Genomic DNA, 18,181 nt, shown 5'->3' on the forward strand with positions numbered 1-18,181 from the left:
CGTCGTTCAGCAGAAGCGGCGCAGCAGGGTGTCGGCCCGGCCGGGATCGAAGGCGGCCGGGTCGAAGCCGTCGGCCACCCACTCGCGCATCGACCGGTGCTCGGGATGGCGCGGCTCGGCCAGCGCGGCCAGCAGGGTGTGGTAGCCGACCGGCCCGCCGATGTCCTCCGGCGGGCAGGCCCGCGCGCCGTCCAGGCAGGACGGATAGCGCACGTCCGGGTCGGCGGTGACCGCGTCCTCCACCACCAGGTCGTGCTCCCACCAGTCCCCGAAGTCGTACGTGTAGTGGAACCGGCTACCCTTGCCCACCACCGCGTCGAGGCGGACGTCCAGCTCGTCGGTGAGCGCCAGCTCGCCGTCCGGGTCGGGCTCGCCGTACTGGATGCCGTCGATCTCGAAGGAGTGCAGGTGGCAGTCGCGCCAGCCCATGCCGTGCTGCACCACCCGGTGCAGCCGGTCGAGCGTGTAGCCACCGGGGACGAGCACCCGGCGCCAGACCGTCGGCCGGACCCCGGCCAGGGAAATCTTCAGCTGGAAGATCTGACGCGGCATGCTGTCCCATCCTCCTCGGCTTAGGCTTGCCAGCATGATCTGCCGAGCGTGCCGGGCGAGGCGGCACGACGACTGTCCGGGCCGGAACTGGTGCGACTGCCAGCACCGTACCCCCCGACCCACCCCTCCGGTCACCGGTCCGGCCAGCGAATGAGCGTCGGAGTCCCGATTTCCCGGCTCTGGCCCGGCGCGCACCCGCAGCCCCTCGACGACGACGCGCTCATCGCGCTCTACGCCCGCGGTGACCGCCCGCGCCTGCGGGTCAACTTCGTGGCCAGCGTCGACGGCGCGGTCAGCGTCGACGGCTACTCCGCCGGGCTCTCCGGCCAGCCGGACAAGCGGGTCTTCGGGCTGCTGCGGATGCTCTGCGACGCGCTCGTGGTGGCCGCCGGCACGCTGCGGCACGAGGGCTACCGGGCGGTCCGGCTCAGCCCGGAGCGGCGGGCCTGGCGTCGCGCGCACGGGCTGGCCGAGTACCCGACGCTGGTGGTGGTCTCCGGCGCGCTGGACCTCGACCCGGCGCAGGCCGCGTTCGCCGACGCGCCGGTCCGCCCGGTGGTGCTCACTCACGCCGGCGCCACCGCGCCGCCCGGGCTGACCGAGGTCGCCGACGTGGTGCCCTGCGGCACGGACCGGGTCGACCTCGCCGCCGGCCTCGCCGAGCTGCACCACCGCGGGTTCGACCAACTCCTCTGCGAGGGCGGACCGCGGCTGTTCGGCGCGCTCACCGCGGCCGACCTGGTGGACGAGGTGTGCCTCACGGTCGCCCCGCTGCTCGCCGGCCCCGGCCCCGGCCGGATCACCGCCGGCGACCCGAGCCCGGTGCGGCAACTGCCGCTGCGGCATGTGCTCGCCGCCGACGACGGGGTACTGCTGCTGCGGTACGCCCGGGACTGACCGGCACTCCGCGGGCGTATGCCCGCGGGCACGGGCTGCCCGGCCGGTCGCCGTCGGGCGGGAACGACCGGCGCGGGAACGGTGCGGCCGGCGCGGGACGCCGGCGTGGGCGCGGGCACGGCCGCCGCGGTCCGTGCCCGCACCCCGGGCCGGCCGGTGGCTCCGACCGTCCGGCGCCGCCGTCAGGGGAGAAGCGGCGACGCCACGGGCTCGCGGGCGGATCGAGGCGAGCCCGCCGGCCCGAGGGCCTCGCCGCAGCCCCTGAACAGTGGCGGTGCTCGATGCCACCCGCTGCCCTGATGGCGTCGGCGAGCTTCCCGGCGTCACATCGACCCCGGGCGGCGGCGGGCACGCTGCGTGCCGGAGCGGTCGCGCTGCGGCCGGCCGCCGCACCGACCGGCGTGGCGTCCGCCGCGTCGCGTGGCGACCTGTCGTACTCCTCGGGCAGGATGCAGGGCGTGCCTCCCCACCCCGATGACCAGCCGACCGGAGTTGCGATGACCGACGACGGCTTCGACGGCCCCGGCGAGGTGGTCGGCCGGGTGCTGGGCACCGCCGACGCCACTCCCCTGCAGTTCTGGACGGCGGTCTCTCCCGGCAGCTATCTCCAGCTCGACGACGTGGTGGTGACCCGGCGAGAGCTGCCCGACCGCGAGCCCGTGACCATCGCCGGGGTGGTGACCCAGGTGCGCGCCCGGCACGAGGGCGCCCAGTTCGACTCCGACGTCTTCGCCATCGCCGACGGCACCCTGCCCGCGCAGGTGCAGGAGGCGGCCGAGATCACCACCACCCGGGTCGACCCCGAGCTCTACGTGCCGCCGTCGCCGGGGGCGGTGGTGCACCGCGCCGAGGGTGACGCGCGGGCGCGGGCGCTGCACTTCGACCGGATGGAACGGCGCATCCCGATGGGCATGGGCCGCGACGGGGTGCCGGTCTACCTCAACGCCGACTTCCTCGACGGCAGCCGCGGCGCGCACGTCTCCATCTCCGGCATCTCCGGGGTGGCCACCAAGACCAGCTTCGCCACCTTCCTGCTCTACTCGGTGTTCCGCTCCGGGGTGCTCGGCGGCGACGCGGTCAACGCCAAGGCGCTCATCTTCAACGTCAAGGGTGAGGACCTGCTCTTCCTCGACCACCCCAACACCCGCCTCGACGACGCCACCCGCGCCGGCTACGCCCGGCTCGGGTTGAGCGCCGGCGCCTTCCCCGACGTGCGGGTCTACGCCCCGCCCCGGGTCGGCGACTCCTCCGGCACCCCCGACGTGAGCAGCCGGCTCACCGGCGTGGACAGCTTCTACTGGACGCTGAGCGAGTTCTGCGCCGACCGGCTGCTGCCGTATGTCTTCGCCGACGCCGACGACGAACGCCAGCAGTACACGATGGTGGTGCACTCGGTCGCCGCCCACCTGGCCCGGCACGCCCAGCCCGCCGACGGCGGGGTGAGCCTCGACGGCGTCCGGCTGGGCAGCTACGCCGACCTGGTCGACCACATCGTCGAGCAGCTCAACGACGACGAGACCCGCACCGACTGGGCCGGCAGCGCGGTCGGGCTGGGCACGGTCAACGCGTTCGCCCGGCGGCTGATCGGCAGCAAGAAGGACCTGTCCCGGCTGATCCGGGGCGACCTGGCCACCCGCCGCCCGCACAGCATCAACACCGCCGAGAGCGCCCAGGTCACCGTGGTCGACCTGCACAACCTGCCGGACCGCGCGCAGCGGTTCGTGGTCGGCGTGACGCTCAAGAGCGAGTTCGAGCGCAAGGAGAAGGCCGGCACCGCCAAGCCGCTGCTCTTCGTGGTGCTCGACGAGCTCAACAAGTACGCCCCCCGGGAGGGCTCCTCGCCGATCAAGGAGGTGCTGCTCGACATCGCCGAGCGGGGCCGCTCGCTCGGGGTGATCCTGATCGGCGCCCAGCAGACGGCGAGCGAGGTGGAGCGGCGGATCGTCACCAACTCGGCGATCCGGGTGGTCGGCCGGCTCGACCCGGCCGAGGCGTCCCGCCCCGAGTACGGTTTCCTGCCCCCCGCCCAGCGGCAGCGCGCGCTGCTGGCCAAGCCGGGCACGATGTTCGTCAACCAGCCCGACATCCCGGTGCCGCTCTGCCTGGAGTTCCCCTTCCCCGCCTGGGCGACCCGGGTCTCCGAGGCCGGCCGGGCCCCGTCCGAGACGCTCCGCTCGATCACCCAGTCCGCCGACCCGTTCGCGGTGGTGGGCTCGGGCGGCGGCACCGACGACGACATCCCGTTCTAGAGGGGCGGCACGGTGAAGATCCTGCACACCTCGGACTGGCACGTCGGCAAGGTCCTCAAGGGGCAGTCCCGGGCCGACGAGCACAAGGCGGTGCTGGCCGGGGTGATCGAGATCGCCCGGGCCGAGCGCCCCGACCTGGTCATCGTCGCCGGCGACCTCTACGACACCGCCGCCCCGACGCCCGAGGCCACCCGCCTGGTCACCCGGGCGCTGACCGCGCTGCGCCGCACCGGCGCCGACGTGGTCGCCATCGGCGGCAACCACGACAACGGCCAGGCCCTCGACGCGCTGCGGCCGTGGGCCGAGGCCGCCGGCATCACCCTGCGCGGCGGCGTGCGGGACAATCCCGACGAGCACGTCATCGACGGCACCACGGCGAGCGGGGAGCGGTGGCGGCTGGCCGCGCTGCCGTTCCTGTCCCAGCGCTACGCGATCCGCGCGGTGGAGATGTACGAGCTGACCGCGGCCGAGGCCACCCAGACGTACGCCGACCATCTCGGCCGGGTGCTGGGCCGGCTCACCGAGAGCTTCACCGAGCCCGACCGGGTGCACCTGGTCACCGCGCACCTGACCGTGGTGGGCGCGAGCACCGGCGGCGGCGAGCGGGACGCGCACACCGTGCTCGGCTACGCGGTGCCGGCGACGGTCTTCCCGGGCACCGCGCACTACGTGGCGCTCGGCCACCTGCACCGCTCCCAGCGGGTGCAGGGGCCGTGCCCGATCCGCTACAGCGGCAGCCCGCTCGCGGTGGACTTCGGCGAGCAGGAGAACGTGCCCGCGGTGACGCTGGTCGAGGTGACCGCGACCACGGCCGCGCAGATCCGCGAGGTGCCGGTCGCCGCGGCGACCCCGCTGCGGACGGTCCGCGGCACGCTGGCCCAGCTCGCCGAGATCGACGCACCGGAGGGCTGGCTGCGGGTGTACGTCCGGGAGCAGCCGCGCGCCGGGCTGCGCGAGGAGGTCCAGGAGCTGCTCCCCCGGGCGCTGGAGATCCGGATCGACCCGGAGCTGGTGCCGGCGCCGGGCAGCGGCACCCGGGTGGCCCAGCGGGCCGGCCGCTCCCCGCGCGAGCTCTTCGCCGACTACCTGAGCAGCCGCGGGCACGTCGACGACGGGGTGCGGGAACTCTTCGACGAGCTCCTCGAGGAGGTGGATCACTGATGCGCCCGATGCGGCTGGACATGGCCGGCTTCACGGTCTTCCGCGACGAGACCACCGTCGACTTCACCGACGCCGACTTCTTCGCGCTGGTCGGCCCGACCGGCTCGGGCAAGTCGACGGTGCTGGACGCGATCTGCTTCGCCCTCTACGGCACGGTGCCCCGCTGGGGCGGCACCCGCGGTCTGGCCAACGCCCTCGCGCCGTCGGCCACCGAGGCCCGGGTCCGGCTGGTCTTCGAGTCCGGCGGCGCCCGCTACGTGGCCACCCGGGTGGTCCGCCGCGACGGCCGGGGCAACGTCAAGACGGCCAACGCCGGGTTGCAACTGATGCCGACCGGCTTCGACGTGACCAAGCTGGACACCGGGCTCAGCCCGGAGGATCTCGGTGAGGTGGTCGCCGGCACCCCGGCCGAGATGGACGTGGCGGTGCTGGAGGCGGTCGGGCTGCCGTACGAGCAGTTCACCAGCTGCGTGGTGCTGCCGCAGGGGCAGTTCGCCGACTTCCTGCACGCCAAGCCGGCCACCCGCCAGCAGATCCTGGTCAACCTGCTCGGCCTCGGCGTCTACGAGGAGGTGCAGAAGCGGGCGACCGCGCGGGCCGCGCAGGCCGAGGCGCGGTTGGAGACGGTCGACCAGCTGCTCGCCGGGCTGACCGACGTGGACGACGCCGCGCTGGCGGCGGCGACCACGCAGGTCGACCGGCTGCGCGAGCTGGCCGGGGCGGTGGCTGCCGCCGTACCGGAGCTGGACGCGGCCCGGTCCACGGCCCGGGAGGCGCAGGCGGCGCTGGCCGCCCTCGACGCCGAGCTGGCCGTGCTCGGCGCGGTGCGGGCGCCGGACGGGGTGGCCGAGGTGGCCCGGGCGGTGAGCGCCGCGCGCGCCGGGGCCGACGCGGCCACCAGCGCGGTGGCGCTGGCCGAGGAGCGCGAGGAGAAGCTGCGCGGCGAGCTGGCCGCCGCCGGTGACGAGAGCGCGCTGCGGCTGCAGCTGCGGGCGTACGCCGACCGGGAGAAGCTGGCCGGCGAGGCGGACGCGGTGCGGACGGCGATGGTGGCGGCCGGCGCCGAGCACGACGCGGCGGTCCGGGCGCTGGCCGAGGCGCGGGCGACGGCCGAGCGCGCCGAGGAGGAGTTGGCGGCGGCGTTCCGGGCGCACGAGGAGGCGAAGGCCACCGACCAGGCGGTGGCGCTGCGGGCGCACCTGGTCGAGGGCGCGCCCTGCCCGGTCTGCGAGCAGGTGGTGTCCACGGTGCCGGCGATGCCCGCCGGTTCGGCGGTGGCCCGCGCGGTCGAGGCCGGCAAGGCCGCCCGGGCGGCGAGCGAGGCGGCCGGGCGGCTGGTGCAGGAGCGCGACACGGCCGCGCGCGACCTGGAGCGGGTGCTGGTGCAGGCCCGGGCCCGGCAGGACCAGCTGGACGCCCGGCTGGCCGAGCTGGACGGGCAACTCGCCGGGGCCGCCACGGCCGAGGCGCTACGCGAGGGGCTGGCCGAGCACGCCCGGCTCCGGCGGGCTCTGGACGAGGCCGCCACGGCGGTGCGGGCCGGCCGGGACGCCGCACGGCGGGCCCGGGCCGCGGTGGACGCCGCCGAGGAGCGGTTGCGGGCGGCGTGGCGCGGCTTCGACGGCACCCGGGACACGCTGGCCCGGTTCGGCCCGCCGGCGGCCGACCGCGAGGATGTCGCGGCGGCCTGGGCCGCGCTGGCCGGCTGGGCCGCCGGGGAGGCGGACCGGCGGCGCAGCGAGCGGGCCGGCCGGGCGGCGGCGGTCGCCGAGGCCGAGACGCTGGCCGGCACGGTGGCGGAGCGGATCGCCGGCCTCTTCACCGCGGCCGGGCTGCCGGCCCCCGACGACCCGGTACGCGCCGCGGCGGTGGCCGTGGAGCGGGCCGAGGCCGACCGGCGCCAGCTGCTGCACCGGCGCGAGCAGGCGGCGGGGCTGCGCGAGCAGCGCGCCGGGCACGAGCGCGAGGCGCAGGTGGCCCGGGCCCTGGCCGGGCACCTGCGGGCGAACAACTTCGAGCGGTGGCTGCTGGCCGAGGCGCTGGACCTGCTGGTCGACGGCGCCTCCGGGATCCTGCGCGACCTCTCCGGCGGCCAGTACGACCTGGTGCACGACAAGGGCGAGTTCTTCGTCGTCGACCACCACGACGCCGGGCTGCGCCGGGGCGTGCGCACCCTCTCCGGCGGCGAGACGTTCCAGGCCTCGCTGGCGCTCGCGCTGGCGCTCTCCGAGCAGCTGGCCGGGATGTCCACCACCGCGGCGAGCCTGGAGTCGATCGTGCTGGACGAGGGCTTCGGCACGCTCGACGCGGCCACCCTGGACACGGTGGCCGCCACCCTGGAGAGCCTGGCCGCCCGGGGTGACCGGATGGTCGGCGTGGTCACCCACGTGCCGGCGCTGGCCGAGCGCATCCCGGTCCGGTTCGAGGTACGCAAGGACGCCCGCTCGGCGCGCGTCGAACGGACCGGCCGGTGACCGGCCGCGCGTTCGGCTACCGGGGGCCGGCGCAGCGCGGCGGCGCGCCGCAGGGGCGGGCCCGGTGAGCGCCCGGTTCTTCGTCGACGCGTGGGATCCCGCGTACGGCGCGTCGTTCGAGGCGTCGGCGGGCGGACCGGCCGCGCCGAGCAGCGCCCAGGTCGACCCGGACGCCGAACTGCCCGCGGTGGACTGGCGGGCCATCGACGTCCGCCCCGGCGTGCGCGCGCCGGACGTGGTGCTGCTGGTCGACGGGGTACGCCGGATCGACGCCAGCGTCTGGACGGCGGAGTCCGACGGCGGCTCCTTCCCCGGCCTGGCCGCCTCGTACGCGGCCGGCGTGGTCCGCTGCGACCTGCAACGGGGCGCGGCCCAGCTGGCCGGCGCCCGGGTCGGCCGGGGCCTGTTCACCGCGAGCCCCTCGGCGGAGGACGTGGTGGCCGGGCAGGTCCGCTACCCGGTGCACCGGGTCAGCGGCACGGGCGAGCTGGCCAAGCTGCCTGCGGCCGTGCAGGGCCCGCTGACCGCGCTGGAGGTGGAGGTCTCCGGTGCCGCGCGGGTCGACGGCGACCTGCTCGTGGTGGACGGCCCGCTGCGCAACCGGCGGCAGCTGCCGCGCACCCTCGGCTACATCAAGACCCAGCACAGCCAGTACCTCGACGCCCGGCTCACCGCGGTGGTCACCGGGCTGGCGGCCGGCCAGCGCTCCCCGGTCTTCCGGCTCGGCACCGCCTGGGGCGGCTGGTCGTGGTACCTGCGGTTGCCGGTGGCCGCCGGGGCGCCCTGGGCGGGCATCGTCCGGATGGAGTGCTCGGCCGACCTGACCATCGACGAGGCGGTCGAGCTGGCCGACCTGTCGCTGGTCACCCTGCCCCGGTTCGCCTCCACGCCGTACAAGGACCCGCGGGCCCCGCAGAACCTCATCCCGATCGCCGGGCTGGAACGCCGGCTGCGGGCGCTGCTCGGCGACGCCCGGCTGCTGCACCGGGCGCTGACCGCCGCCGCCCGCCCCACCGCTCCTCGCCGCTGACCCCGCGCCCCCGCCGGGGGCGGGGTTCGGGGCGGCCGGCGGCGGCGCGCCGGGATACTGGGCGGCATGGGGCGGAAGCGGGCCGGGGACCGGGTGGTCGAGCAGGTGGACACCGGGCTCGCCGAACTGGTGCCGGACCCGGACCGGGCGGGCTCCTGGACCCTGCTGCTGGACGGCGCGCCGCAGTCGCACGTCGACCTGGCCGACCCCACCCACCTGGAGTTCGAGTACGTCCGCCGGCTGGCCGCGGCGATCGACCTGGTCGCGCCGCCCGGCGTCCCGCTGCGGGTGCTGCACCTGGGCGGCGGCGCGCTGACCCTGCCCCGGTACGTCAGCGCCACCCGCCCGGGCTCCCCCCAACGGGTGGCCGAGGTGGACGGCGCGCTGGTGGACCTGGTCCGCCGGGTGCTGCCCTGGCGCGCCGATCCGCGGCTGCGGGTGCGGGTGGCCGACGCCCGGGCGGTGCTCGCCACCACCCGGGACGCCAGCTACGAGGTGGTGGTCGCCGACGTCTTCGCCGGCGCGCGGACGCCGGCCCACCTGACCTCGGTCGAGTACGCCGCGGAGGTGGCCCGGGTACTCGCCCCGGAAGGCTGGTACCTGGCCAACGTCGCCGACGGCCCGCCGCTGCGGTACGCCCGCGGTCAACTGGCCACGGTCCGCTCGGCGCTGCCCCGGGCCTGCCTGGTCGGCGACGCGGCCGTGCTGCGCGGGCGGCGCTACGGCAACCTGGTGCTGGTGGCCGGCCGCACCGAACCGCCGGTGCCGGAGCTGACCCGGCGGGCCGCCGGGGACTGGTTTCCCGGCCGGGTGCTGGCCGGCCCGGAACTGGACCGCTTCGTCGGCGGCGCCCCGGTGGTGCGGGACGCCGGCGCCACCGCCTCGACGCCGCCACCGCCCGGGATTTTTTCCGTCCGCCGTTGATCCGTTCGCTCCGGCGCTGCGTACCACCGGGCGGCCATGCCCGTGGGGGGAGGGCCGATGTCATCGGACACCCGGAGGTCTGCATGCATGCGGTGGCGGTCGGCTGGCACGGCGACTCGGTGCGGGCGGACTGGATGTCGGCGCGGTCCCAGTCGCGTCAGACCCGGTCCGCACGCGGGGTCGACGCCCGCCCGGCGCCTCGCCAGAATGGTCCGGTGACGCCGCGACCGGCGCCGGGACGCCACCAGGCGGGGTCGTCCGAGGCCGCTCACTCCGACCAGTTGATCCGGCTGCTCTACGCCGAGCACGCCGGGCCGCTGCTGATGTTCGTCATGCGGCTGACCGGCGGGGACCGGCAGCGGGCCGAGGACATCGTGCAGGAGACCCTGCTGCGCGCCTGGCGCAACGCGCACCGGCTGGGGGCGCAGGGGCAGGGCTCGCTGCGGCCCTGGCTGGTCACCGTGGCCCGCCGGATCGCCATCGACGAGCACCGCAGCGAGCAGGCCCGGCCGGCCGAGACGTACGACCGGGACCTGACCGCGTTCGCCGAGGCGGACAGCACCGACCGGGTGCTGCGCACGATGACGGTGGCGGACGCGCTGCGTACGCTGAGCCAGTCGCACCGGGAGATCCTGGTGGCCACGTACTTCCGCGGCCGGACGGTGCCCGAGGCGGCGGAGGAGCTGGGGCTTCCGCTGGGCACCGCCAAGTCGCGGGTCTACTACGCGCTGCGCGCGCTGCGCACGGCTCTGCAGGAACGGGGGGTGACGGAATGAGCCGGGCGGACCACATGGACGTCGCGGCGTACGCGCTGGGCGTCCTGGACGAGCAGGACACCGAACGGTTCGAGGAGCACCTCGCCACCTGCTGGGCGTGCGCCGCGGAGCTGGAGACGATGGTGCCGGTGGTCGGCCTGCTCTCCGGCATCGACGGCGAGACGATGACCGCGCTGGAGCAGACGCAGACCGACCCCGCCCTGCTGGACCGCACCCTGGTCGCGGTCCGCGCCGACCGGCGGCGCACCCGGTTCCGGCAACTGCTCGCCACCGCCGCCGCCGTGGTGGTGCTGGGCGGCCTCACCGGGATCGGCTTCGCCACCGTCGTCGAGCGGGACGACGCTCCACCGGACGTGATCGCCGGGCCGAGCACCAGCGCCCCGCTCACCCCGCCGGCCGGGACGCGCTCCGCCGGCCCGGACGACCCGGGCCTCGGCGGCAACGAGGAGGAGGGCGACCGGCACGACGTGGTGGATGCCAGCACCGGCGTGAAGGCGACGTTCTTCGTGGTGTCGAAGGAGTTCGGCACCCGGGTCAACTTCAGCCTCTCCCGGTTGCCCGGGCCGCGGGTCTGCCGGCTGGTGGTGGTGCGGAAGAACGCCACCACCGAGGTGATCTCCACCTGGTCGGTGCCGGGCGGCGGGTACGGCACGAACACCAACACCCAAGTGCTGACCCTGTCGGCGGCCACGTCCACGCCGATCGACGACATCAAGCAGTTCCAGGTGCAGTCCGTGGACGCGAACGGGGTGGCGAGCCCGCTGGTGACCGTACCGGCCTGACTCGTCGACACCGATCGGCGCCGGCCAGCGACAATGGCCGGTGCCGATCGGTCATTCCGTCTTCGCAATGACCGTCGTCCATGTCGGCACACGTATGCGAGACGCCGCCGGTTCAACGATTCCTTGTGAAATTGGCCACGGATCCGATTTCAACCTTGACAGCCCTCGTGCCGTATTACCCGGTGAACTGCCAAGCATGAGGAGGGCACGTGGCACAGATGAAGCGGACCGTCATCGTCGCGAGCGCGATGGTCGCACTTACGGCCTGCGCTCCCGCGGGTTACGACGGGGCGAACTCGAGCGCGGCCGAGCCGGTCGCCGTCGCCGCGGCCGAGCCCACCGCGACGGCTGAACCGGAGGCGTCGGCATCCGCGGAGGCCCCGGTGGCCGACGCGCCGCCCCCCGCCGACGTCGAACTCACCGACCGGCTCATCGGCAAGAAGGTCGCCCGGATGGGCAGCGTGGTCACCGACCAGGACGGCTGGATCCTGTACCGCTTCGACAAGGACACCAACGACCCGGCGGCGTCCAACTGCGTCGACAAGTGCGCCGAGGTCTGGCCGCCGGCGCTCACCGACGGCAACCCGCAGCTCAACGGCGTCTCCGACGACAAGGTCGGCACCGTCACCCGGCAGGACGGCACCCGGCAGATCACCCTGGACGGCTGGCCGCTCTACCGCTACATCGGCGACAAGAAGCCCGGCCAGTGGAAGGGCCAGGGCGTCGGCGGCACCTGGTTCGTGGTGGCGCCGAACGGCAAGAAGAACCTCACCTGCCTGCCGACCGGCACCCCCAAGCCGGTGGCCCCGCCCTCGGACGACCAGGGCGCGGAGAGCGGCGACTCCGGCTACTCGTACTGACCGACCCGGGCCCGGTGGCCGGTCGCCGCCGGGGAGGGCGCGGCCGGTCACCGTCGTGGTCGGATCGGCGGCACCGGCCCGCCGGCCCCGGTACCCCGGAGCGGACGAGGGTCGGTGGCGCGCCGACGCCAGCAGGCGCCGACCACCGAGGTCCCCCAACCCGCACCCACGGCCGTGACCCGGCCGGTCCGCCCCGGGAGACACCGCCGGCGCCTCGCGCGTCGGCGGTGTCGTGTGTCACCCGGGCCGTCCGTGACAGCATGTGCCGGTGACCGAACCCACCGCGCGCCGGGAGCTGCGCCCACCGGCCGACTACCGGCTGGCCGCGTCGGTGCGGGCGCTGACCTTCAGCCCGTACGATCCCTGCGCCCGGATCGCGGGCGGCGCCTTCTGGTGGGCCACCCGCACCCCGGCCGGACCGGCCACCCTGGCCCTGCGCCCGGCCGCCGGCGAACTGGTCGCCGAGGGGTACGGCCCGGGCGCCGACTGGGTGGTGGACCGCGCGGACGCGGTGGCCGGGCTGCGCGACGAGCTCACCGGCTTCGCCGCGCTCGCCGGGAACCACCCCGTGGTGGCCCGACTGGCGGCGCAGCACCGGGGGCTGCGGATGCCGGCCACCGGCCTGGTCTTCCCCCGGCTGCTGCGGGCGGTCTTCGAGCAGAAGGTGACCGGCAAGGAGGCCTACCGGGCGTACGCGGCGACGGTGCGGCACTTCGCCGAGACCGCGCCGGGGCCGGTCCAGCTGCTGCTGCCGCCGGAACCGGCCGCCGTGGCGGCCACGCCGTACTGGGTGTTCCACCCGTTCGGGGTGGAGCAGCGCCGGGCCGAGACGCTGCGCCGGGCGGCGGCCGCCGCCGACCGGCTGCAGCGGTGCGCGGACGCCGCCGAGGCCACCCGCCGGCTGACCGCGATCGCCGGCATCGGCCCGTGGACCGCCGCCGAGGTGGTCCGGGTGGCGTACGGCGACCCGGACGCGGTCAGCGTCGGGGACTACCACATCCCGAACACGGTGGCCTGGGCGCTCGCGGGCGAGCCGCGCGCCGACGACGCCCGGATGCTGGCCCTGCTGGAGCCGTTCCGCGGCCACCGGGGCCGGGTCTGCGTGCTGCTGGAGGCCGCCGGCGTCCAGGCGCCGAAGTTCGGCCCCCGCGCCCCGATCCGCTCCTTCGCCCGGTTCTGACCCCGGCCCGGCCGTCGGCGGGCGGGCGCAGCGGGACCGGGCGGCCGGGCGCCGTCAGCCGCGGGCGCAGAGCCGGCGCAGGGTGCGGCCCAGCCACCAGGCGTACCCGTGCTGGAAGAGTCGGCCGGCCGGACCGGCCGCGCGCATGACCCACCGGCCCGGGCGGCTGAACGCCACCACCTCGAACCAGACCCGGCCGGCCGGGTCGCGGCTGACCACGAACGCCTCCTCGCCCCGCGCCGGGTGCCCGGGCAGCGTGCCGTACCCGAAACCGGCCCGGTGCCCGTCGTCGACCGCCCAGACCACCTGGCACGGCGCGGCCAGCCGCAGCGGGCCGACGCCCAGGCGGGAGACGACCCGCACCCCGGGCTCGGCCCGGGCGGCGGCGGTGTCCATCCGGATCCCGGCGGCCCGGTGCAGTCGCCAGCCGAGCACGGCCGCGCCGGCGGTGGCGAAGCAGCCGTCCGGCAGGCGGACCCGGTGCCGCACGTGCCGCCAGCCGGGCGGCAGGTCGCCGTCGCGGGTGGCGCCGACATGCGGGTAGGTCAGTGCCGGCACGGCGCACCTCCAGGCTCGACGGATCACGCCCAGCGTACGGGCGGGACGGGCCCGGCCCGGCGGGGTCAGTCGCGCTCGCAGCGACGCCGCAGCCCGTCGGCCTCCAGCCGCAGGTAGCGCCGGGTCAGGTCGCCGTAGAGCCAGCCGACCGGCCAGGCCAGCGGCCCGGACTGCTGGACGGTCAGCTCCAGCCCGGTCCGGCCGCCGGGCAGCGGCACCAGCCGGTGCTCGGCCCGGCTGCGCACGCCGGGTGCGGTGGAGACCCAGGTGAACGAGAGGCCCTCGGTCAGCTCGGTGACCCGCCACACCGCCGGACGCAGCTTCGGCTGCTCCAGCCGGACGGTCGCGCCCACCGCGAGGGGCCCCGGCTCCAACCGCCGGGCCCGACGCACCGAGGCCGTCCACTCCGGCCACCGCTCGACGTCCACGAGCACCGCCCAGACCAGCCCGGCCTCGGCGGCCACCTCCGTACCGGCCGTGAACCGCATCCGCGCCTCCCCGTCGTCGCGGGCGCGGCGACCGTGCCGCGCCACCCTCCGTCGACGGTGCCCGGAGATCGTGACCGTGTCATCCGCCGGCCGGGCCGTCGCGGCCCGACCGCCCGGCCAGCACCGGCGGGCTCAGGCGGCCTCGCGCAGGTCGGCCAGGTCGAGCGGGGTACGCCGGCGCAGCAGCTCCGCCAGCTCGGCCACCGAGCCGACCTCGCCCAGCACGTTCTTGCCGCCGCCGAACTGCTCGGGATAGCGGTGCACCAGCCGGTAGCGGTACCGGCCCCGGATCAACTCGACGGTGACCCGCCACCGCCCACAACACCCGCAAACCCACTCGGACACCCCGCGAAGTTAGCTCTGAGCTGCGGTTATCTGATTCGGCCGGCGGGGCGGAAGCGGGACGGCGGCGGACACGCGGCCCACGGACCGGCGGTGATCCGCCTCACTGTTGTCGGTGCCGTCTGGTTGACTGGTCGCCGTGGAGCTGCCGATCAATCCGCCGGTCGAGCCGATGCTGGCCAAGAGCGTCCCGAAGATCCCCACCGCACCCGGCACGACCTACGAGCCGAAGTGGGACGGCTTCCGGTGCATCATCTTCCGCGACGGCGACGAGGTCGAGCTGGCCAGCCGGGGCGGCAAGATGATGACCCGCTACTTCCCGGAGGTGGTCGAGCAGGCCCGGCGGCAGCTGCCCGAGCGGTGCGCGGTCGACGGCGAGCTGATCGTGATCCGTCGCGACGGCCCGGGCGGCCAGGCCCGGCTCGACTTCGAGCTGCTGGCCCAGCGCATCCACCCGGCCGCGTCCCGGGTGAAGCTGCTGGCCGAGACCACGCCGGCCGACTTCGTCGCGTTCGACCTGCTGGCGATCGACGACGAGACGCTGCTCGACCAGCCCTACCCGCAGCGCCGGGCCCGGCTGGAGGCGGCGCTGGCCGGGGTGCGCCCGCCGGTGCACGTCACCCAGATCACCACCGACCCGGAGACCGCGCACCGCTGGTTCGACGTCTTCGAGGGCGCCGGGCTGGACGGGCTGATCGTCAAGCCGGCCGACCTGCCGTACGAGCCGGGCAAGCGGCTGATGTTCAAGGTCAAGCACTCCCGTACGGCCGACGTGGTGGTGGCCGGCTTCCGCTGGCACAAGTCCGGTCCGGTGGTCGGCTCGCTGCTGCTCGGCCTCTACGACGAGGCCGGCGTGCTGCACCACGTCGGGGTGTGCGCGTCGTTCACCATGGCCCGCCGGGCCGAGCTGCTGGACGAGCTGGCGCCCTACCGGGACGCCGGCGCCGAGCACCCCTGGGTGCACGGCGACCACGAGCGGGGTCAGCGCATCCCGGGCGGGGTGAGCCGGTGGACCGGCACCAAGAACCTGGAGTGGGAGCCGCTGCGCCCCGAGCTGGTGGTCGAGGTGGGCTACGACGCGATGGAGGGCGACCGGTTCCGGCACACCGCCCAGTTCGCCCGCTGGCGGCCCGACCGCGACCCCCGCTCCTGCGGCTACGACCAGCTCGACCGCCCGGTCCGGTTCGACGTGGACCAGGTGCTCCGTGGTGATCCGACGGCGACCGTCGGGTCCGCCCCGGGGTCGGCGTAGCCTGGCCGTCGACCCGACCACGGAGGCCCGCTCGTGACCCGCACTTCCGACCGGATCCGCCGGCTCCGGCTCACCCTGGCCGGGCTGGCCGGCGCCGCGCTGATCGCCGCCGGCTGCACCCTCCCGGCGCTCGCGCCGCGGACGGAGACCGACGGCGAGGCCGCCGCGCCGGGCGCCGCACCGACCTGGCGGGCCTGCCCGGAGGTGGCCGAGGACCTGGTCGGCCGGGGCGCACCCGACATGCGCTACGAGTGCGCCCGGATCCAGGTGCCGCGCAACTGGGGCACCGGCGCCGGGGCCACCGCCGGGCCGGGCGCGGGCGAGACCTTCGAGATCGCGCTGCTGCGGGCCCGTTCCAGCAAGCAGCGCGACCGGATCGGCTCGCTGGTGATCAACCCCGGCGGGCCGGGCGGTTCCGGCGTGGACACCGCCGTCTACCTCTCCTTCGGCCCGGCGTTCGGCGGGCTGCCGGCCTCGGTGACCGACCGGTTCGACATCGTCGGCTTCGACCCGCGCGGGGTGTCCCGGTCCAGCCCGGTGAAGTGCATCTCCGACGCCGACCTGGACGCCAGCTTCGGCTACGACCCGGATCCGGAGAGCCAGCCGGCGTTCGACGGCTTCGTCGCGCTCAGCCAGCGGATCGGGCGCGGCTGCGGCGAACGCTACGGCGACCAGCTTCCGCTCTACGGCACCGAGCAGGCCGCGCGGGACATGGACGCGGTGCGCGCCGCCGTCGGCGACGACAAGCTCACCTACCTCGGCTACTCCTACGGCACCCTGCTCGGCGCCACGTACGCGCAGCTCTACCCGCAGCGGGTGCGCGCCCTCGTGCTGGACGGCGCGGTCGACCCGAAGATGGGCCTGATCGCCGGCTCGGAGAGCCAGGCCAAGGGCTTCGAGCGGGCCTTCGACAACTTCGCCCGGTGGTGCGCCGCCAACGCCGGCCGCTGCCCGATCGCCCCGGACGCCCGGGCCGCGGTCACCTCCGCGATCGACAAGGCCCGGGTCTCCCCGGTACGCGGCGACGACGGCCGGGAGGCCACCCCGGGCTGGGTCTTCTACGCGGTCATCTCCTCGCTCTACACCGAGGCCGGGTGGCAGGAACTGGCCCGGGCCGTCGAGCGGCTGGAGGGCGGCGACCCGGAGCAGGTGTTCCGCCTCGCCGACGCGTACGCCGGCCGGGAGGAGGACGGGCACTACTCGAACCTCTTCGACGCCAACCTGGCGGTGAACTGCGCCGACGAGGAGGAGAAGCCGAGCCGGGAGCGGATCCGCCAGTTGCAGTCGCAGTGGCGGGAGAAGTATCCGCTGTTCGGTCCGGCGCTCGCCGTCGGGATGCTCTCCTGCACCGAGTGGCCGGGGGGCCGCGACCCGTACCCGACGGGCCGGGCCGACGGCGCGCCGCCGGTCGTGGTGGTGGGCACCACCGGCGACCCGGCGACGCCGTACGAGCAGACCGGCGCGCTCGCCGCGATGCTCGGCGTGGGCCGGGTGCTGACCTGGGAGGGCGAGGGGCACACCGCCTATCCGCAGACCTCCTGCATCACCGACGCCGTCGACGCCTATCTGATCGACCTGACCGTTCCCAGGGCGGGGCTGCGCTGCCCGGCCCGCTGACCGGCCGCTCCGGCGGCAGGTCCGGCAGGTCGATACCGTGCCGGGTGGCGATCTCCTCCAGCAGCGCCCGCATCCGGCGGACGTCCGCCTTGAGCTGCTCCTGCTCGTCGTGCTCGAAGGCGTCGTCGTCGACGATGAGCCGGCTGGCGAAGTGCGCGGTGATCAGCGGGATGACCAGCAGGACCATGGTGGAGATGAGCAGCGCGGCGAGGGTGCGGCCGGCCCAGGTGGTGGGCGAGATGTCGCCGTACCCGACGGTGGAGGCGGTCACCACCGCCCACCAGACGGCGTCCGCGGCGGTGCGCTTCTCCACCTGGCCGTAGATCACGCCGGCCACCACGATCATCAGGAGGTACGAGGTGATCAGCGTCCGGGGTGAGTTGGCGAACCAGACCAGTCCCCGATAGATCCACCGGAACGGCAGCAGCAGGACGTCCATGCCGCATCATGCTGCCCGGTGCCGGCAACCAGCGCCCGCACATCGGCCCGCGTCGCTGTGCCAGGCTGGCCGGCATGAGCGACGTGATCTTCCGTGAAGCGGTCCGGGCCGATCTGCCCGCGATCGTCGCCCTGCTCGCCGACGACGTGCTCGGCGAGGCGCGCGACCACGCCGCGGTGGACGCGGCCTACGAGAAGGCGTTCGCCGACATCACCGCCGACCCCCGCAACCAGCTGATCGTGGCCGACGCCGGCGGGGAACTGCTCGGCTGCATGCAGCTCACCTACATTCCGGGGCTGGGCCGGCACGGCGCCGAGCGGCAGCTGATCGAGTCGGTGCGGGTCCGCTCGGACCGGCGCGGGCAGGGGCTCGGCCGGACGATGATGACCTGGGCCATCGACCAGGCGAAGCAGCGGGGCTGCGCGCTGGTGCAGCTCACCACGGACAAGACCCGCCACGACGCGCACCGCTTCTACCTGGGCCTCGGCTTCGTCGCCAGCCACGAGGGCATGAAGCTCCCGCTCTGATCCCGCGCCCATCAAGATCCACGCGACTTCAAGGAGAGGGGCGCTCCCCCGCGTCGGGGAGACGGTTCCCCCG

The 18,181-nt window shown here is 75.5% G+C and carries 18 protein-coding genes; 13 read left to right on the top strand and 5 right to left on the bottom strand.

All coding sequences use genetic code 11. The features are described 5' to 3' along the window. Nucleotides 1-6: 6 nt before the first annotated feature. Complete coding sequence (locus ACVCAH_RS07970; protein WP_447135399.1) at nucleotides 7-552, bottom strand: plasmid pRiA4b ORF-3 family protein; 546 nt, start codon at nucleotides 550-552, stop codon at nucleotides 7-9. Nucleotides 553-702: 150 nt separating this feature from the next. Between ACVCAH_RS07970 and ACVCAH_RS07975 the strand changes: the two genes are divergently transcribed. From ACVCAH_RS07975 to ACVCAH_RS08020, 10 genes are all read left to right on the top strand, one after another. Beyond that, nucleotides 703-1,449 (top strand): pyrimidine reductase family protein, encoded by a 747-nt coding sequence (locus tag ACVCAH_RS07975; RefSeq protein WP_447135400.1) that lies wholly within the window; start codon nucleotides 703-705, stop codon nucleotides 1,447-1,449. 497 nt (nucleotides 1,450-1,946) lie between these two features. Then, entirely contained in the window at nucleotides 1,947-3,698 is a 1,752-nt protein-coding gene (locus tag ACVCAH_RS07980; protein WP_447135401.1) for an ATP-binding protein, read from the top strand. A gap of 12 nt (nucleotides 3,699-3,710) precedes the next feature. Continuing rightward, nucleotides 3,711-4,859, top strand: coding sequence for an exonuclease SbcCD subunit D (locus ACVCAH_RS07985; RefSeq protein WP_447135402.1), 1,149 nt, complete (start codon nucleotides 3,711-3,713; stop codon nucleotides 4,857-4,859). Next, entirely contained in the window at nucleotides 4,859-7,333 is a 2,475-nt protein-coding gene (locus ACVCAH_RS07990) for an AAA family ATPase (RefSeq protein WP_447135403.1), read from the top strand. Before ACVCAH_RS07985 ends, ACVCAH_RS07990 begins: the two co-directional genes overlap by 1 nt. Nucleotides 7,334-7,397: 64 nt before the next feature. Then, nucleotides 7,398-8,363 carry a hypothetical protein gene (locus tag ACVCAH_RS07995; protein WP_447135404.1) on the top strand — a complete coding sequence of 322 codons (966 nt, stop codon included), beginning with the start codon at nucleotides 7,398-7,400 and terminating at the stop codon, nucleotides 8,361-8,363. A gap of 66 nt (nucleotides 8,364-8,429) precedes the next feature. Beyond that, nucleotides 8,430-9,287, top strand: a complete 858-nt coding sequence (locus tag ACVCAH_RS08000; protein ID WP_447135405.1) for a spermidine synthase — start codon at nucleotides 8,430-8,432, stop codon at nucleotides 9,285-9,287. An 83-nt stretch (nucleotides 9,288-9,370) separates the two neighbouring features. Beyond that, nucleotides 9,371-10,063 carry a sigma-70 family RNA polymerase sigma factor gene (locus tag ACVCAH_RS08005; RefSeq protein WP_447135406.1) on the top strand — a complete coding sequence of 231 codons (693 nt, stop codon included), beginning with the start codon at nucleotides 9,371-9,373 and terminating at the stop codon, nucleotides 10,061-10,063. Next, entirely contained in the window at nucleotides 10,060-10,845 is a 786-nt protein-coding gene (locus ACVCAH_RS08010; RefSeq protein WP_447135407.1) for an anti-sigma factor family protein, read from the top strand. The genes ACVCAH_RS08005 and ACVCAH_RS08010 overlap by 4 nt, the downstream gene beginning before the upstream one ends. 209 nt (nucleotides 10,846-11,054) lie before the next feature. Further along, complete coding sequence (locus ACVCAH_RS08015) at nucleotides 11,055-11,705, top strand: COG4315 family predicted lipoprotein (protein ID WP_447135408.1); 651 nt, start codon at nucleotides 11,055-11,057, stop codon at nucleotides 11,703-11,705. 262 nt (nucleotides 11,706-11,967) lie between these two features. Next, nucleotides 11,968-12,885 (top strand): DNA-3-methyladenine glycosylase family protein, encoded by a 918-nt coding sequence (locus ACVCAH_RS08020; protein WP_447135409.1) that lies wholly within the window; start codon nucleotides 11,968-11,970, stop codon nucleotides 12,883-12,885. A 54-nt stretch (nucleotides 12,886-12,939) separates the two neighbouring features. Here the strand turns inward: ACVCAH_RS08020 and ACVCAH_RS08025 are convergent, their stop codons facing one another. The 3 genes from ACVCAH_RS08025 to ACVCAH_RS08035 form a co-directional block, all read right to left on the bottom strand. Then, nucleotides 12,940-13,443 (bottom strand): DUF1990 family protein, encoded by a 504-nt coding sequence (locus ACVCAH_RS08025; RefSeq protein ID WP_447135410.1) that lies wholly within the window; start codon nucleotides 13,441-13,443, stop codon nucleotides 12,940-12,942. Nucleotides 13,444-13,508: 65 nt separating this feature from the next. Continuing rightward, complete coding sequence (locus ACVCAH_RS08030; protein ID WP_447135411.1) at nucleotides 13,509-13,931, bottom strand: SRPBCC family protein; 423 nt, start codon at nucleotides 13,929-13,931, stop codon at nucleotides 13,509-13,511. A 132-nt stretch (nucleotides 13,932-14,063) separates the two neighbouring features. Next, complete coding sequence (locus ACVCAH_RS08035; protein WP_447135412.1) at nucleotides 14,064-14,276, bottom strand: hypothetical protein; 213 nt, start codon at nucleotides 14,274-14,276, stop codon at nucleotides 14,064-14,066. 136 nt (nucleotides 14,277-14,412) lie between these two features. Between ACVCAH_RS08035 and ACVCAH_RS08040 the strand changes: the two genes are divergently transcribed. Together ACVCAH_RS08040 and ACVCAH_RS08045 are read left to right on the top strand one after the other, a co-directional pair. Then, nucleotides 14,413-15,525: an ATP-dependent DNA ligase gene (locus tag ACVCAH_RS08040; RefSeq protein WP_447135413.1), complete on the top strand. Its 1,113-nt coding sequence runs from the start codon at nucleotides 14,413-14,415 to the stop codon at nucleotides 15,523-15,525. Nucleotides 15,526-15,579: 54 nt separating this feature from the next. Further along, the gene (locus tag ACVCAH_RS08045) at nucleotides 15,580-17,142 is read left to right on the top strand and encodes an alpha/beta hydrolase (protein ID WP_447135605.1); all 1,563 of its coding nucleotides are present in this window, start codon (nucleotides 15,580-15,582) and stop codon (nucleotides 17,140-17,142) included. Here the strand turns inward: ACVCAH_RS08045 and ACVCAH_RS08050 are convergent. Further along, nucleotides 17,069-17,581 carry an ion channel gene (locus ACVCAH_RS08050; RefSeq protein WP_447135414.1) on the bottom strand — a complete coding sequence of 171 codons (513 nt, stop codon included), beginning with the start codon at nucleotides 17,579-17,581 and terminating at the stop codon, nucleotides 17,069-17,071. The two genes, ACVCAH_RS08045 and ACVCAH_RS08050, sit on opposite strands and share 74 nt — an antisense overlap. A gap of 74 nt (nucleotides 17,582-17,655) precedes the next feature. Here ACVCAH_RS08050 and ACVCAH_RS08055 point away from each other — a divergent pair, with 74 nt between their 5' ends. After that, entirely contained in the window at nucleotides 17,656-18,108 is a 453-nt protein-coding gene (locus ACVCAH_RS08055; RefSeq protein ID WP_447135415.1) for an N-acetyltransferase family protein, read from the top strand. Nucleotides 18,109-18,181: the final 73 nt, after the last annotated feature.

It is taken from the genome of Micromonospora sp. LZ34, from assembly GCF_052981855.1.